Here is a 15,444-nt window from a genome sequence, read left to right on the forward strand (position 1 = left end):
TGTTCGTAATTCATATTATTAATCTAATTTTTTCTTTTATTTTACCTAGAACGAGCGCACTTTCGCAAGAGGTCTAAAGTAGAAATAGAGACTTTGGAAAAATTGCAGCCGACTCACATTATTACTCAAGCTCAATGTGAAGTCTGCGCTTGCTCTCTAGCAGAGGTTGAACAAGCAGTAAGCACGCTGGTAAATAGCAAGCCGGAAATTATTTCTTTGCAGCCGAATCTGCTAGCAGAAATATGGAGGGATATTCAGCGAGTTGCTGATGTTTTAGGCGTAGATGGCAAAAGTGCGATCGACCTTTTGCAATCCCGCATCAATGCTATTACCTCCCAAACACAAGCATCCTCTATTATTACCACAAAACAGAGACTTCCCAAAGTAGCTTGCATCGAGTGGATTGAGCCTTTGATGGCTGCGGGTAACTGGATTCCCGAATTAGTGGCACTGGCGGGAGGCAATTCGCTATTTGGAATTGTCGGCGAACATTCCCCTTGGTTAAAATGGGAATCGCTAGTAGAAGCTAATCCCGATGTAATTATTTTCATGCCTTGCGGCTTTGATTTAAGCCGCACTCGCAGCGAAGCAATGCAGATAACTAAAAAGCCAGAATGGCATAATTTGCACTCAGTAAAAACGGGGCAAGTTTACATAACTGACGGCAATTCTTACTTTAATCGACCGGGGCCGAGATTGGTTGATTCGTTAGAAATTTTAGCAGAAATTCTCCATCCCGAAATCTTCAATTTTGGCTATCGGGGTAAGGGTTGGCAGCCATTTGTGCCAGTCCCGGCAGCTAGCTAAAACTTTATCTATATTAATTCAGAATTGCCGGCAATAAAAATAAGGACACAACATTGTTGTGTCCTTACTTCGCCTTCATTTAACCCAATCTGAAATCAATGAATGCAAAAAATGCTAGTCCTACTTTGTTGCATCAGGGGGCATCAACACCTTATCAATTACATGAATAACGCCGTTGCTAGCTTTGATATCAGCTTTCACAACATTAGCGCCGCTGACAGTAACTTTGCCTGCGCTAACAGCCACGTTTAGCGAGCTGCCTTCCACACTTTTCACATCGCCGGATTTCAGGCTAGTAGATAAAACCGAACCAGGAACAACGTGGTAAGTTAAAATCTTAGTAAGTTTGGCTTTGTTGGCCGGTTTGAGCAAATCATCCACAGTTCCTTTTGGCAAAGCAGCAAAGGCCGCGTCAGTCGGAGCAAAAACAGTGAAAGGGCCTTTTCCTTGTAAAGTTGTCACCAAACCAGCAGCTCCCAAAGCCTTTGTCAGCGTCTTGAATTGAGCGTCGCCAGATGCAATAGCAACAATATCCTTAGCAGCGGAAGTTGATGCCGGTGAAGCGGAAGTTGGTGCTGGTGAAGCAGCGGTCTTCACTTTTCCTGGAACTTGTTGACTTTGAGTTGCATTAGCAACATTGGTGTTGGAGGTGATGTGAGCCCAAGCCGGGAAACCAATCAACGCGCTAGCGCCGATTACTCCTGCGAAACCTGTGAGTTGTTTCATCCAGCTAGGTAAATTTTGATTTTTCATTGCGCTTGCATTTCCTTATGAGATAAAACAGTGAACATGAATTGTTATGTTAGCCAAATCTCGACAAAAGGCAAGGTTGCCAGAGGCTAAGATAGCAAGAAAATTCTCTTGCATCCCCGATCGACCAAAACTCCCTTACTATAACGCAAGCTGAGCAATCGGGCATCAACCGCTAAATCTGTAACTCAAAACCTCAATCACCGAACCAGTTTGAGGTAAGTCACCAGCTTTGATCGAAATCGTGTCATTATTCAATCGGCGCACCGGCGTACCATCCATCAGCGCCAAGAATTCATCTAGCGGCACCAAATCGCACGCAGCAGCATCGGCGGCTTGGGTTTTGAAATGTGTCGGAATCACCATCTTCGGTTTGAGAAGCTGCAAAGTTTGCTTCGCTTCCGCCGGAGTGTAAGCTTTCGGCCCGCCGCCCACGGGAATCAGCACTACATCGGGCCGCCCGATCAAGATTTGTTCTTCAATGCCGATCGGGCCAGCAACTCCGCCCAAGTGTAAAATCTTAACGCCCGCTTGCTGCCACAGCCAAGCCACATTGACCCCAAATCGCCTGCCTCCCTCACGGTCTTTTTGGGTCCGAATCCCTTGAATCCGCAGTCCGTTGGACTGATAAGCCCCTGGCTCGTACAAAAGGCCCGGATTGCCGGAAAATCCGTCGATCGCCCCTTCATCGAGCAACCGGCTGCTAATCAGAATCAAATCTGTTGGCACTTTAGGAGAGCGATAGCCTGCGGTACAGCCCAGGGGGCGAAAAGGATTCACCAGCACCCTCGCACCGCCTCCGGCGAACAAGAAGCAAGTGTGGCCCAACCACTGAACCGACAAAGAATCAGCAGTTTGAGCTTGATAGCTTTCCCATCCAGATGGTAAACCAGTGAAGAAAGCTGCTAGCAAACCCGTCTGTGCGTAACGTATTAATTGTCGCCGTTTCATCTTGTGGTTGGGGTTGTCGGGTGTTGGTCGTTTGTTGTTATACCACAAAACACAGTCAGTCGATTTTAGATTTTAGATTTTAGATTTTAGATTTACTCCACAGATGAATCTGGGATATGGAACTTTCGTCTAAAATTTGGGGTTCACCACGACCATTTTTGGGGCTTGTATCCTTTTGTGGGCGGTTGAGATGCGAGAATCTGCACCCTAGTTTTACCGTAAAGTTCGCAGTGCCACCCTAAAGATTTAGATAATTTGAACAGTCAGGTGTGGATTTCGCACCCGAAAGATTCAGACAAAAACTCAAAATTCCCAACCCAACTAAAGCCGTGCCAAAAAATTTCGTAATAATTGCTTTCCCGCAGTCGTCAAAATACTTTCCGGGTGAAACTGCACACCTTCAATGTGCGGATATTCCCGATGCCGCACACCCATAATAGTTCCGTCTTCAACCCAAGCCGTAATTTCTAACACTTCTGGACAACTCTGCTTTTCAATTACCAAACTGTGATAGCGAGTGGCAATCATCGGCGATTCGACGCCCTGAAAAACTCCGACTCCTGCGTGTTCTACCTGAGAAGTTTTGCCGTGCATTAACACGGGTGCAGAAACAATTTTGCCCCCGAATACTTGACCGATACTTTGATGTCCAAGACACACTCCTAAAATTGGTAGAGTCGGCCCCAATTCTTTGATTAATTCCAAAGAAATTCCCGCATCTTCCGGCCTTCCCGGGCCTGGAGAAATCACCACTGCTGCCGGCTGCAATTGGCGAATTTCTGCTAAGGAGATTTGGTCGTTGCGGTAGACTTGCACTTCGCTTGCTACGGGCAACTCAGCACCGAGTTCTCCTAGATACTGTACCAAATTGTATGTAAAACTGTCGTAGTTATCGATGACTATAATCACGGGTTAAGTTAGATTTTAGGTTTTAGATTTTAGATTTTAGGTTAACTCGCTGCCTGAAAGCAAGGGTTTCAAGATTTTAGATAGATGCCGAAGATAAAAATAGCTGCAATATAGACGAATAAAACTCAAAATCTCAAATTGGTCATCTAAAACCTAAAATTTTCTGGGTTCAATAAGTTACTGACGGGCGATCGCAATTTGAACCACTGCCCACAAAGGAGGGAGCAGAAGTGCAGTACCCACGATGATCGCAGCCATTGCCGATACCAAAACTGCTCCGGCAGCGCAGTCTTTGGCAATTCTGGCGAGTTCGTGGTAAGATTGCCCGACGGTCAAGTCTACCACCGATTCGATCGCCGTATTCAACAGTTCCATTGCTAAAACTATGCCAATGGTGACGCCGATCACAGATATTTCTACAGGTTTGAGTTGCAAAAATAGCCCGAGTCCGATCGCCAATGTTCCTATAACTGTGTGAATCCGAAAATTGCGCTGAGTTTCAAAAGCATAACTCAGACCCCCCCAAGCGTATCTAAAACTCGTAGCTAAGCTAGATGCGATTTTCCAGGACAGCTCTCGATTGTATTTCAAGGCTTTTTTAGGCTCGTGGACTGTCTGGCTAGAAGAGTCTTGAGGCATGGGCAGAAACGGTGCGATTTGTGAGGAAATTGAGGGTCTATCTAGTGTCATAAAGAACCAACTTTAATTTACAGAGATGAATGAAAGCTAAACTTTTCAAATTTACTTCATCAAGTCTAGGTAACTTTTCTAAGTTTTTACTAAAGTTTTGGTTTAATTTCAGAAAGTTATGTTGGGCTTGACATGATTTGTTAAATCACCATCAACTTCAGTTATGCTGTTTGGATCGTAAGACCGATCGCCCGCAGCAATGTTTCTTGTTGATCGAGCATTTGAGTCAGACTTTCTTCATCCGGGTGATCCCAGCCCAAAAGATGCAGAAAACCGTGGGCTGCGAGCCAAGCTAGTTCGGTCTTCAGGGGATGTCCTTGCTGCTGGGCTTGTCGGTTAGCTGTATCGATCGAGATGACGATATCACCCAAGTATAGGGGTTCAGATGACTGCATTTCCTCTAGCTGAGGACAGTCTACCTCTAGAGATGCGAAAGCTAGTACATCCGTCGGTTGATCAAGCTGGCGGTACTGGAGGTTGAGGGCTTGCATCTCGGCATCGGCGGTTAAACGCAGACTGACTTCGTAGCCCGGGGCCACTGGCACATACTCTTCCTGGTTTTCCAGCCAAACGTTAAACCAATTTTCCCAGGTGTCGGCTGCAATCTCCCCGCTGGCTGCACTCTCAGGGAGGTTGGAAGCGTCGGCTGACTGCTGGGCGATCCCGTAACAATCTTCGACGTTCACCTCGATTAGCATTTTTAGAATCTCCTGTCAAGCGATATATTCAATTTTTTTACAAATTCCAATGGCGCGATCAAACGGCAGGGGATTTTGCTGTTGCTGGAAAGATACAGTAATCTGTTAGAGATTGCAACACGCAGGCAGAACAATCAGCTTAAATCCCGATTAAGAAATATCAAAAACATCAGCAGAAATTAGAGGCTGATTGTTGGAATGCTCGATTAAGAATTGAAATAGCGATCGAGAAATGCCAAACCGACGAGTACGCCTAAAAGTCCGGCGGCTGTCAAAGCAAAATGAAACAGAGAAGTCGCCCGCTTGCGAACCATGTTCCGCATCGCCAGCTTGACATAACTCGGTGGAGGTGCAGTGTTTGTCGGCGCTGTCGGGGTTTCGGCGGCGGACTCTTCGGAGGCGGGAATTGCTGAGGGAGGTTGACTCATAGTCGTTAGTTTAGAAGGTTAACAGAGGGGCTGCTGAGGACAGGCTCGTCCCGATGGTAACAAATATGTAACGTTTTGTGTAGGATTTTTTAGGTTTCAGATGACCGCAGGCTGGTTTCGCGCAGCCGAGAATCGGGCTAAACTTTCTTCAGCCATCAGCCATCCGCTGAACTTCAGCAATAATTCGCCTCACTGTCTCCGCGTCGGGCGATCGCAAATGCTGCAAAATGTCCAAAGATTGCTGTAAATAATTCAAGGCTTTGTCAAAATCTCCCTTCTTATCTGCTAACAACTGTCCTAATATTGCGAAAATAGCAGCTTTTACTCGAACATTGCCAATCTTTTCCTGAAGTTCGAGAGATTGTTCATAAAGTGCGATCGCCTTTGCTACTTCCCCTTGATTGGCATAAATTCCTGCTAGTTGGTGCAAAGTAGCAGCTTTCCCTTGAAGATGGCTAATCTTTTCCTGAAGTTCGAGAGATTGTTCATAAAGTGCGATCGCCTTTGCTACTTCCCCTTGATTGGCATAAATTCCTGCTAGTTGGTGCAAAGTAGCAGCTTTCCCTTGAAGATTGCCAATCTTTTCCTGGCGTTGTTGAATTGAGGTACGATAGAGCGAGTGAGCGATTCACAAAAACCAATTAACTGAAAGTCAAAGCCAATGAAATGTCCTGAATGTAAGTCAACTCATGTTAATAAAAATGCGCCGAATAAAGGCAAGCAAAATTATATTTGTGTTGACTGTGGCAGGCAATTTAGAGATTGCTGTCCAACCCACCCGTGTTACGTGCAAGAAGTTAAATATCAATACCTAAAGATATATGTCAATAGGATGGGTTTTCGTCCGAGCAAGAGAGTCAAAGACCTGCATCACACGACAATAATTAATTGGCTCAAGCAAGTTGGAAAGCTGCTACCATCCGCTTACGATCTAGAGACAATTCCAGAAGTAGGAGAACTACATGAGCTACAAACCTTGGTCGGATAAAAAAAACACAATCTGGGTGTGGACAGCAGTAGATTACTTTAGACCAGGTATTCTAGGATGGGTATTAGGAGACCGAGCGTCCTAAAACGTTTGAACCTTTGTGGGATGTAGTTAGTAGATGGGGATGCTATTTTTATGTGACGGATGGCCCGAAAGTTTATGCAATGTTTATTCCAGAGAGAAACCAAATTATGTGCCAAACTTACATGGCTTGCGGTTGAAGGTAAAAACACAAGATTAAGACAGTATCTGGCTCCGTTAAAACGAAAGACTCTTTGTTATTCTGGCATCAGACAACAAGTTGCTCAGAGCTTCAATTAAACTACTTATTCATTATCTCACGTTTAATGATGTTCCCCTTCCCTATTCAATTAATTATTGCGATCGAGCATTACTCACCGCACGCGATCGCTAAACCATACCCCTATTCAGCAACGCCATATCAGAAATTATACCAGCATGAAGGTGTGTAAAAGCTTTGAAGCTTCTGACTTCTGAAAACAGATTTCTGTAATAGCGACAATACTCATCAATCAATTGCAAGGTTGAATTAGCTTGGCGAGGGTTAACCATAGACCTAGCTCTGGTTTGAGAGATTTGGTTCTATTATACTCTGCCGCTTAGTGACAGAAGAGGGGTCAGCAAGTGGGTTAGCAACAGCGTATTCCATCGCGGCTTGGAATTTGGGTAGAGAACGCGAAATCATTTCTTCGTTGGCCGTAAGGGAAATTCGGAAGTAACCGGGTATTTCCTGGGGAGTTCCTGGTAAAACAAATATATCTTGACTTGCTAATAACTCCGCAAAAGCAAGGTCATCCTCCCAAGGTGATTTCACCAAGAGGAAAAACGTCCCATCAGGGTTATACAGGTTGTAACCCATATCCCGCAGTGCGTTCACCATCCGATCTCGCTTGTTTTGTAAATGCTCGATATTTATGTTTAGTTGCTCTAAGTCTCCTAATGCATACTGCATGAGCGCACTAGGATAACACCAACCAAAAGGAGTTTGTTGTAGGAAAGCAATGATTCGTCTTATTTCTTCCCGATTAGGCATAGTGGGAGGTAAAGCAATATACCCTATACGTTGACCGGGTGCCATTAAAGTCTTACTATAACCATATACTAAGAAAGAAAATGGGTAAAACTGAGTAGGGCTGGGACAAGTTTGGTTGTCGAAAACAATGCGGCTGAAGGTTTCATCGGAAATAATATAAATAGGCTTGCCATAGTGCTTAGAAGCCTCGTTAAGTATACCGCTCAAACCCTCTAGGGTACTAGCTGAAAAAATCTTACCTGTAGGGTTGTGGGGTGAATTGATAATGATTGCTCGAGTCCGTTCTGTAATTGCAGATGCGATCGCCTGCAAATCCATATCAAAGGTGTTTGTATCCACAGGCACACCCACCGGAACCGCACCGGTAAAATGCACCATACTCCTATAACCTAGCCAGGGTGGAGTCAAAATAATTACCTCATCTCCCTCACCAGCTAACATTTGCAGACAAATCGCCAAACCAACTACAGTACCATTGGTCATAAAAATATCTTCAGGCAATATAGAAAGTCCGCGTTTATCCTGAAGAGCAGCGGATACAGTGATCCGTGATTGTGGAATATTTCCCTTGTAGCCATACCACCCTTGATTTTGCGGTACACTCCAACGCTGTAAGGCTTCTACAAACCCTGGAGGTGGTATTTCATGGGCATCACCGATAGTAAAATCAATACTTCCCGGCTCAGTTCGGCGACTCATATAGGTCGCTTGGGTAAAGAATTGTCTTATAGGGGTCTGGTAACTTAATAACTTTAGTAAGCGTGGTGAGATAAAGTGAGTCTCCCCTTCACTCGTTAGATCTGGGATAAGCTTATTTCGATTACTTCTGTCGTTCATAGTAATTGGGTAGTAGTGTATAGTAATTGCAGGTCACGGAACTCGCCTTAACGATAAATTATACTCATGGACAAAATACCGTCGCCCACATTCTTGACATTTATATCCTTGTTTACCACTTGTTTACCATAAGTATGAGCGTATTTAATAATTTTTCCCTATCGATCGCACTTAAACCTCCCTCTATCATCCGATCAATCCCCTCTCTCGCAACAAAGCATCCGCCCACACAGCATCGGTTTCCGACAGCGCAGCAAGGGGTGCGGCGGTGTAATCGATTCTAAAGTCATAGGCGGCGCGATCGTAAACCCCCTTTAATAACAGTGGTAAATCTACAATTGATTCCGCATCACCCGCGCGCAAAGGCCACGCAGAGGATTGTGAAAATTAAATGCACAACAGCTTATCATTTGCATTAATTGTGGAACGGGAGAGACGCCCATTAAGTGAATTGTGGAACGGGCGAGACGCCCGTTCTAAAATATGCGGTTAAAATGACCTAAAAATCGCCGTAACTACTAATAGCCGCCTGCAACCTCCCAATCACTTCATCAACCGAAATAGCCCCCAACTCGCCAGAAGCCCGAGTCCGAATATTCAAACTATTCGCCTCAACTTCCTTCGCACCCACAACACCCATCACCGGAATTTTATCCTTCTCAGCATTGCGAATTAACTTGCCCAAACGCTCGCTATTCTCATCCGCTTCCGCGCGCATTCCGAGCATTTTCATCTTCGCGACCACTTCCTTCGCAAACGGCAAAAACTCCGCGCTGACAGGCAACAACCGCACCTGAATCGGCGCTAACCACAGCGGAAAATCGCCTGCATACTGCTCGATCAAAATCCCGATCAAGCGTTCCAGAGAACCGAAAGGAGCGCGGTGAATCATCACCGGACGCTTGCGAGTGCCGTCTTCAGCGACATATTCCAAATCAAAACGTTCTGGCAAATTGTAATCTACCTGAACAGTTCCTAATTGCCATTCTCTATCCAAAACATCTTGGAAAATGAAATCGAGTTTCGGCCCGTAAAAAGCCGCCTCCCCAATTCCCTCAAAATAATTCATTCCCAAAGTTTCCACCGCGCGGCGGATTGCACCTTGAGCCTTTTCCCAAGCTTCATCGGAACCGATGTATTTCTCTAAATTGTTTGGATCGCGGAAACTCAAACGCGCCTTAAAGTTTTTCAGTTGCAGACTCTTGAATACAGACAGAATCAAATCCACCACATTCAAGAATTCAGCATCCAACTGTTCTGGCGTGACAAATAAGTGGGAATCATCCACCGTAAAGCCGCGCACCCGCGTTAAACCGCCCAATTCTCCCGATTGTTCGTAGCGGTAAACTGTGCCGAATTCCGCCAACCGCATCGGCAATTCGCGATAGGAACGCAACTCGCTTTTGTAAATTTGAATGTGAAAAGGGCAATTCATGGGTTTCATCACGAAACCCTGTTCATTTGCGGCCGCTTCTGCATCTTCTGCCATCAGCGGAAACATATCTTCTTTGTATTTCTGCCAGTGGCCAGAAATTTTAAACAAATCCACTCTGGCGATGTGCGGAGTCACTACTTGCAAATAGCCGCGCTTGATTTGTTCTTGTTTCAAGTAATCTTCTAAAATACTTCTCAAAACAGTGCCTTTCGGTGTCCACAAAGGCAAACCGGGCCCAACTGCATCGGCAAAGATAAACAAGCCTAATTCTTTGCCTAATTTGCGGTGATCGCGCCTTAAGGCTTCTTCTTTGCGATGCTTGTATGCTGCTAATTGTTCGGGAGTTTCCCAAGCAGTGCCGTAAATGCGCTGTAATTGAGCTTTGGTTTCGTCGCCGCGCCAGTACGCGCCTGCTAGGCTTTCTAGCTCGATCGCCTTTGGATTCAACTCACTGGTATTTTCTAAGTGAGGCCCGGCGCACAAATCCCACCATTCCTCGCCCACATGGTAAAGAGTAATCGGTTCGATCAAACCTTCTAAAATTTCTAATTTGTAAGGTTCGTTAATCTCCTTAATTCTGCGTTCCGCTTCCTCGCGGCTGACTTCTTCCCGAATTACAGGCAATTTACGGTTGATGATTTTGATCATCTCTTTTTTAATGGCTTTTAAATCCTGTTCCGTAAAAGGTTCGGGAGTGTCAAAGTCATAATAAAAACCGTTTTCAATCCAAGGGCCAATGGTCACTTGCGCCTTGGGAAATAACTTCTGCACAGCCATCGCCATAACGTGGGAGGTGGTGTGGCGAATTTTTTTTAGTGCCTCCGACTCACTCGTGCGGGGCAACTCAATCTTAACGGACTCTTCTGGAGGGGACATGGATTCTGAGCTAGACATCGGCTGAATTAGCAATTAATTTAGTTGCAGTTGCTTCTATCTTACTCAGAATGGGACAGTAAGCGCCGACTTCCGGCTGGGGGACACTCCGAGAAATTAGGTCATTCTCGGCATTGGCCAAACAGGGCATTGGCCAAACAGGGCATTGGCCAAACAGGGCATTGAGCCGATACGTTTTTTTCTTCCTTCTTTCTTCTTCCTTTCATCCGTTACATCCGAAGCAAGCGAATCCGTTGCCGAACTTCCTTCTGCTATGAGCTATTGCTAGCGAGTCTGAGCGGATATTGCAGAATTTGGGGATTTCGACTCAAAAATCGCTGCTGGCACAGTTAAATTTATTCACACCCACCTGCTAATTGTTGTTAAATTATTGAATTTTTGTTAAAAATATGTTACAATTTGTAAAGACCGTCTAAGACTATAATAAATAAATAACCCAATTTTGATCCATGCTTAATTCCAACTTGCCCGAATCAGAATTGCTCAAAGCGTTACTGGAACCGCTGTTAGAGGATTTCAATTACTGGTTCGATCGATCGGCAAACCTCTTAGAAACTGAGGAAATTCCCTTTCTGAGCGGCGAAGATCAATCTGACTTGGTGGCGCGAGTCAAACAGGCTCAGCAAGAAGTAGGCGCAGCTAAAGCTCTATTTCAAGCAACCGGAGGTCAAGTTGGGATTGAAACCGCAGCACTAATGCCGTGGCACAGACTGCTCGCCGAATGCTGGCAAGTATCGGCCCGTTTTCGCTCATTGCAGTCAGCTCCCCCTGGAAAATAAAAAGGCCAGTTCAAGTTCAACCTGCAGTCAAATCCTAAACCTTGGGAAATGTGGCGGCCCACTTGACAACCTCAAACAGATTTCCAGTTAATAAGTTATTACTTGCTGAAACACTTTTGTAAATTGCTGTGTGGCTGTTTAGCCCGGAGGAGAAGATAATGTTGCACCTGCTTTATATTTTAGCTTTTACCGTTCTTGCCTTTCTGGCAGTCGGTAACTTAATCCGCAGTCTCGTCACCGTAGGTATGGAGTCCCAGCGCCCTCAACAATTCATGGCAAATAATCGCCACGCATCCCATCCTCGCTCTCAATCTGTACCGCATCCAGAACTTTTAGACGAACAGGGCAACATTGTCAATGAGCCGCTGTTAGTGATGCGTTCGCTGACTGTCCAAGACGCCCGCGAACAATTAGATGCTCTCTACAAATCATCTCCGGGCGGCAGCGACGAAGGGGGCGAACTAGCCTAAGACAACCACAGCCGCAGCATTTATACTTAGGCGCTATGCCTCAAAAAAATATAGGACTTACACCCTAGGTGTCCGAAACCCTTTTTCTTCATAGATTTTGGGTGAAAATCGTTTCCGCGCTTCATCCAAATAATAATTTTCCGAGTTTAGTGCGAGCTTAACAGATCGCGAGGATGCTCGCACCCTTGGCATCATTCCGAATCTAAGCAGATTGGATATAAGTCCTCAAAATAATTGGCCGTTAGTTTTTAACTAAGGGCCAATTATTTGTGATTTTTGAAAGTTTAATTGGCGATTAGCCCGATCGATCGCCAAAAACCGATCGCCAAAAACCGATACTGATGGCACTGATATCAAATAGCTCAAGAATAGTATAATGCAAGAGATCCGCAAGCGGTGTCTAACAAGTCTGAATGGTGAGAGTGTTAACGCCCGAATTCCAACCTGCATAGATGAGTTAGCGTCAAAACCTAGAGGTAAAAACAGGTGACTTTGGGATGAACTCAAGGTCTTGGAGGGATACCTCTGCTTAGATTCGTCTAAGTGCTATTGCTAGCATGATATGACTTAAACAGTCGTGTTATGAAGCATAAATGTATTAGATACTGAAAAGGGATCGCTCTAAACCTCCTATCGATCCTGTTTTGTCATCGGCAAAAATGCACGTTTAAGGCTAGATGATCGTCCCTATTTCGCTACTGGCAGAACTTCTGCAAGCTTTGCCCCAACTGCGGGCACAAATTTATTTCAAATCTTCCATGACAGCCCTGTCTCACGCGATGGAAGACTTAGTTTTGGCGGGTTCCGACGACGAACCGCTAGTCATTGCAAGCTTTCAGCGAGAGCGCTTCTACCGCCAGGAAGCTCACCGCTACCGGCGAATTGCCTCACGCTCGTCTCAGGTATACGTGCTGGCAGCACCGGAAACTGACTTTAAAAATGCTTCGGAGTGTCACGAAACTGTGGCGTTTGCACCGGAGGACGGATTAAGTAAAGAGTGGCACTTAGTGGTGCTGGGGCAAAACTACTCAACTTGTCTGATTTGTCAAGAAAAAATTGTGCCGATCGACAACCAGGACGATCGCGGGCCGCTGTTGATGGATCAAGCTCGCAGATTTGAAGGAATTTGGACGTTCGATCGCGAGGTAAGCTCCAAAGCTGCCGCATTGTTGCTCGATAAAATTGTCAATTATCGCCCGGAATTGGCCGAAAAGATCGATCGAGCGCGAACTACTTACAAGCTAATCAAAACACCCAAAAAAACGAGGAAATCCGCCACTTCCCAAGCCGCCAAACCCGACATAAGTACGGGAAAAAGCTCAAAAATTCCCAATCCAAAATTGAGCGATGCTTTTACCGAACGCTTAGTAACCTACTTGCAAGCAGGCCAGCACAAACTGCTCAAAGCATACGCCGCCATCGCCGCTCAGGAACGTAAAGAACGCCTCGTAAACTTAATTACAACGGCAATGCGGCAGTCTCTCAACCCGCAAGAAATCGTGGAAGTTGCAGTGCAAGAACTCGGCACTGCCCTGTCGGCAAGCCGATGTTTGATTTATCGGTGCAAGGCCACAGATGTGGCGGTCAAAATTGATCGCGAGTTTTTGGGGGCCGGCGCTAGTTCCATGCTGGATCAGACTTGGCTGTTGCAGGAAAATCAAATATGGAGCGACGCCGTGGCGCGGCAGGAGCGAGTTTACATCCAAGACACAGCACAACACCCCCTGATTGTCAATACAAAATTCCTGAAGAAAACTGTAAAAAATTGGCAAATAGTCTCTTGGTTAATGGTGCCAGTGCTTTATCAGGGGCGGGTGTTGGGAATGGTGGAAATGCACCAGTGCCGATCGACTTTGGCTTGGGAAGAAGACGAAATTGCTTTAGTAGAGGCGATCGCCACCCAACTCGGGGCAGCCTTAATTCAAGCAGAAACCTACGCTCATTTAGAAGAACTCAACCAACAATTAGAAGCATTAGACCGCACTCGCAGTAATCTAATTGCCATCACCGGGCACGAACTCCGCACTCCGCTTTCTACGATTCAAGTTTGTTTGGAAAGTTTGAATTCCGAACCTGATATGCCCGCCCAGTTGCGGCAAATCATGTTAGAAACTGCCCTCGGCGATGCCGATCGAATGCGGAAACTCGTGCAAGATTTCTTAACTCTTTCTCACTTAGAAAGCGGGCGAGTTCAATGGAATGTAGAATCGCTGACGCTGCAAGAATGCGTTGATTTGGCCCTCAGCAGCGTGCGATCGGGCGGCGGACTCGATCGAGAGTTACCGGAAATTATCGCCGAAGTGTCCGCAGAATTGCCTTTAGTACAAGCAGACGGTGAGTGGTTGGTGGAGGTACTCTCCAAACTGCTAGACAACGCTTGCAAATTCACAACACCCCAGGGAAGCGTGACCATAAGAGCGAAATGCAACGGTTCTCGGATGGTGGAAGTGCTCGTAGCCGATACGGGGAGGGGAATAGAGGCCAATAGTTTAAAAGTAGTGTTCGATCGATTTTATCAAGAAGAAGGAGCTTTGCGGCGCAGCGCCGGCGGTACTGGTTTGGGATTGGCAATTTGCAAACAGATTGTTGCCGGCTGGGGCGGCAACATTTGGGTAGATTCCGCAGGAAAAGACCGAGGAAGTGAATTTCACTTTACTATTCCCACTGTTGATAATCAATTGACAAGTGTTAACTCATGACTAATTACTAATGACTGCAAACTACCCCTCAGTCTATCCTACATTGGAATACCGATCGCAAACTCTGCTCCACCTTCTAGCGATGACAAACATTTCCAACTTCCCCAATATTTTTGAGTTACTATCTGATAGCCAATAGACAGTCCCAATCCCGTACCTTTGCCTTCTGCTTTAGTTGTAAAAAAGGCCGTAAACAATTGGGTTATGACTGATATCAAATCTGTTAGCATCGGAATGATTCCTATCTCTCTTCTCTTTATCTGCGTGAATCAGCCTCTATCCATTGTCATCTGCGGTTAATACATTCTCTTTTTTAACCGCAGATGAGGGCAGATCAACACCGATTAACGCAGATGAATTATACCAATTCACTATGAAGGTACACTAAAATATAGGGTAAAAGTAGAGTACATCCAATATGGCGAACAAACTTCAGGTACAAATCCAGGAAACGGTTGAGGAACTAGAGCAGCGACTCGAACGGAGTGCGACCGCCGTAAATAAAGAAAAATTACTGGTATTATACTGGCTGGCCACAAAAAACATCCAAAAAAGAGCCGAATTAGCCACGATGTTGAAACGAGACGAATCGACAATATATCGTTGGTTAAGAGCTTACAAACAAGGTGGAATTAGTGAATTACTTAGCATAAAAAAAGCTCCCGGAAAGACTCCACATATTCCACCCTCAGTGAGAGAAAAATTAATCAAAAAACTGCAAGAACCACAGGGAGAAACAAGTTATGGCAAGTTACAGCTCTGGCTAGAAAAAGAATGCGGAATTAAAGTGAGCTATAAAGTGGTACATGACCTAGTTCATTATAAATTGAAAGCTGACCTGAAAGTCCCAAGACCCCAAAGTCACAAAGCGAACGAAGAGGTGCAGGCAAGCTTCAAAAAAAAACTATGTGAGCTGATAAAAGTAATGATTAAATATTTCGGAAACTCCAAGCCTGTAAGGATATGGTGTCAGGACGAGAGTAGATTTGGATTGATTACTATGGAGGGCAGAATGATTACATTAAAGGGGGTAAAACCCATTGGCAAAAAGCAAT

15 protein-coding genes and 2 pseudogenes are annotated in these 15,444 nt (G+C 45.4%); 6 read left to right on the forward strand and 11 right to left on the reverse strand.

Annotated elements, in window-relative coordinates; genetic code table 11:
- Positions 1 to 78 precede the first annotated feature (78 nt).
- Positions 79 to 807 (forward strand): annotated as a pseudogene (locus tag QT994_RS26295) (ABC transporter substrate-binding protein); the annotation flags it as partial.
- 120 nt (positions 808 to 927) lie between these two features.
- Here the strand turns inward: QT994_RS26295 and QT994_RS26300 are convergent.
- The 7 genes from QT994_RS26300 to QT994_RS26330 all read right to left on the reverse strand — a co-directional run bounded on the left by QT994_RS26300 (position 928) and on the right by QT994_RS26330 (position 5,783).
- Positions 928 to 1,560, reverse strand: a complete 633-nt coding sequence (locus tag QT994_RS26300; protein ID WP_333179838.1) for a fasciclin domain-containing protein — start codon at positions 1,558 to 1,560, stop codon at positions 928 to 930.
- A gap of 165 nt (positions 1,561 to 1,725) precedes the next feature.
- Positions 1,726 to 2,508, reverse strand: a complete 783-nt coding sequence (locus QT994_RS26305; protein WP_333179840.1) for an MBL fold metallo-hydrolase — start codon at positions 2,506 to 2,508, stop codon at positions 1,726 to 1,728.
- A 321-nt stretch (positions 2,509 to 2,829) separates the two neighbouring features.
- Complete coding sequence (locus QT994_RS26310) at positions 2,830 to 3,417, reverse strand: aminodeoxychorismate/anthranilate synthase component II (protein WP_333179842.1); 588 nt, start codon at positions 3,415 to 3,417, stop codon at positions 2,830 to 2,832.
- Between the two features lie 177 nt (positions 3,418 to 3,594).
- Positions 3,595 to 4,107, reverse strand: a complete 513-nt coding sequence (locus QT994_RS26315) for a diacylglycerol kinase family protein (RefSeq protein WP_333179845.1) — start codon at positions 4,105 to 4,107, stop codon at positions 3,595 to 3,597.
- 161 nt (positions 4,108 to 4,268) lie between these two features.
- Positions 4,269 to 4,805, reverse strand: coding sequence for an rRNA maturation RNase YbeY (gene ybeY, locus QT994_RS26320; RefSeq protein WP_333179848.1), 537 nt, complete (start codon positions 4,803 to 4,805; stop codon positions 4,269 to 4,271).
- Positions 4,806 to 5,011: 206 nt separating this feature from the next.
- Entirely contained in the window at positions 5,012 to 5,233 is a 222-nt protein-coding gene (locus QT994_RS26325; RefSeq protein WP_333044739.1) for a DUF3285 domain-containing protein, read from the reverse strand.
- A 148-nt stretch (positions 5,234 to 5,381) separates the two neighbouring features.
- The gene (locus QT994_RS26330; RefSeq protein WP_333179850.1) at positions 5,382 to 5,783 is read right to left on the reverse strand and encodes a tetratricopeptide repeat protein; all 402 of its coding nucleotides are present in this window, start codon (positions 5,781 to 5,783) and stop codon (positions 5,382 to 5,384) included.
- A gap of 111 nt (positions 5,784 to 5,894) precedes the next feature.
- On the opposite strand from QT994_RS26330, the pseudogene QT994_RS26335 reads away from it, so the two are divergent.
- Positions 5,895 to 6,636: pseudogene (locus tag QT994_RS26335) on the forward strand (IS1 family transposase).
- A gap of 162 nt (positions 6,637 to 6,798) precedes the next feature.
- On the opposite strand, the gene QT994_RS26340 reads toward QT994_RS26335, so the two are convergent.
- From QT994_RS26340 to thrS, 3 genes are all read right to left on the reverse strand, one after another.
- Positions 6,799 to 7,974 (reverse strand): aminotransferase class I/II-fold pyridoxal phosphate-dependent enzyme, encoded by a 1,176-nt coding sequence (locus tag QT994_RS26340; RefSeq protein WP_333179853.1) that lies wholly within the window; start codon positions 7,972 to 7,974, stop codon positions 6,799 to 6,801.
- Positions 7,975 to 8,298: 324 nt separating this feature from the next.
- Positions 8,299 to 8,475: a DUF4058 family protein gene (locus QT994_RS26345; protein WP_333179855.1), complete on the reverse strand. Its 177-nt coding sequence runs from the start codon at positions 8,473 to 8,475 to the stop codon at positions 8,299 to 8,301.
- Between the two features lie 136 nt (positions 8,476 to 8,611).
- Entirely contained in the window at positions 8,612 to 10,441 is a 1,830-nt protein-coding gene (gene thrS, locus QT994_RS26350; RefSeq protein ID WP_333179857.1) for a threonine--tRNA ligase, read from the reverse strand.
- A 449-nt stretch (positions 10,442 to 10,890) separates the two neighbouring features.
- On the opposite strand from thrS, the gene QT994_RS26355 reads away from it, so the two are divergent.
- From QT994_RS26355 to QT994_RS26365, 3 genes are all read left to right on the forward strand, one after another.
- Positions 10,891 to 11,220: a DUF2605 domain-containing protein gene (locus QT994_RS26355; RefSeq protein ID WP_333044728.1), complete on the forward strand. Its 330-nt coding sequence runs from the start codon at positions 10,891 to 10,893 to the stop codon at positions 11,218 to 11,220.
- Positions 11,221 to 11,378: 158 nt separating this feature from the next.
- A complete protein-coding gene (locus QT994_RS26360) occupies positions 11,379 to 11,690 on the forward strand; it encodes a DUF2973 domain-containing protein (RefSeq protein ID WP_333044727.1) in 312 nt (103 codons plus the stop codon).
- Between the two features lie 677 nt (positions 11,691 to 12,367).
- Positions 12,368 to 14,389 carry a DICT sensory domain-containing protein gene (locus QT994_RS26365; protein ID WP_333179859.1) on the forward strand — a complete coding sequence of 674 codons (2,022 nt, stop codon included), beginning with the start codon at positions 12,368 to 12,370 and terminating at the stop codon, positions 14,387 to 14,389.
- A 38-nt stretch (positions 14,390 to 14,427) separates the two neighbouring features.
- On the opposite strand, the gene QT994_RS26370 is transcribed toward QT994_RS26365, so the two are convergent.
- Positions 14,428 to 14,619, reverse strand: a complete 192-nt coding sequence (locus tag QT994_RS26370; RefSeq protein ID WP_333179861.1) for a hypothetical protein — start codon at positions 14,617 to 14,619, stop codon at positions 14,428 to 14,430.
- A gap of 188 nt (positions 14,620 to 14,807) precedes the next feature.
- Here QT994_RS26370 and QT994_RS26375 point away from each other — a divergent pair.
- The coding region (locus QT994_RS26375; protein ID WP_333179864.1) for an IS630 family transposase at positions 14,808 to 15,444 on the forward strand (637 nt) is incomplete at its 3' end.

The organism is Microcoleus sp. S13_B4 (assembly GCF_036700885.1).
Lineage (GTDB): Bacteria > Cyanobacteriota > Cyanobacteriia > Cyanobacteriales > Microcoleaceae > Microcoleus.

Coding starts and splice junctions, on each gene's coding strand:
- QT994_RS26300 (WP_333179838.1), bottom strand. CDS start 1,560: ATGAAAAATCAAAATTTACCTAGCTGGATGAAACAACTCACAGGTTTC.
- QT994_RS26305 (WP_333179840.1), bottom strand. CDS start 2,508: ATGAAACGGCGACAATTAATACGTTACGCACAGACGGGTTTGCTAGCA.
- QT994_RS26315 (WP_333179845.1), bottom strand. CDS start 4,107: ATGACACTAGATAGACCCTCAATTTCCTCACAAATCGCACCGTTTCTG.
- ybeY (WP_333179848.1), bottom strand. CDS start 4,805: ATGCTAATCGAGGTGAACGTCGAAGATTGTTACGGGATCGCCCAGCAG.
- QT994_RS26325 (WP_333044739.1), bottom strand. CDS start 5,233: ATGAGTCAACCTCCCTCAGCAATTCCCGCCTCCGAAGAGTCCGCCGCC.
- QT994_RS26340 (WP_333179853.1), bottom strand. CDS start 7,974: ATGAGTCGCCGAACTGAGCCGGGAAGTATTGATTTTACTATCGGTGAT.
- thrS (WP_333179857.1), bottom strand. CDS start 10,441: ATGTCTAGCTCAGAATCCATGTCCCCTCCAGAAGAGTCCGTTAAGATT.
- QT994_RS26355 (WP_333044728.1), top strand. CDS start 10,891: ATGCTTAATTCCAACTTGCCCGAATCAGAATTGCTCAAAGCGTTACTG.
- QT994_RS26360 (WP_333044727.1), top strand. CDS start 11,379: ATGTTGCACCTGCTTTATATTTTAGCTTTTACCGTTCTTGCCTTTCTG.
- QT994_RS26365 (WP_333179859.1), top strand. CDS start 12,368: ATGATCGTCCCTATTTCGCTACTGGCAGAACTTCTGCAAGCTTTGCCC.
- QT994_RS26370 (WP_333179861.1), bottom strand. CDS start 14,619: ATGCTAACAGATTTGATATCAGTCATAACCCAATTGTTTACGGCCTTT.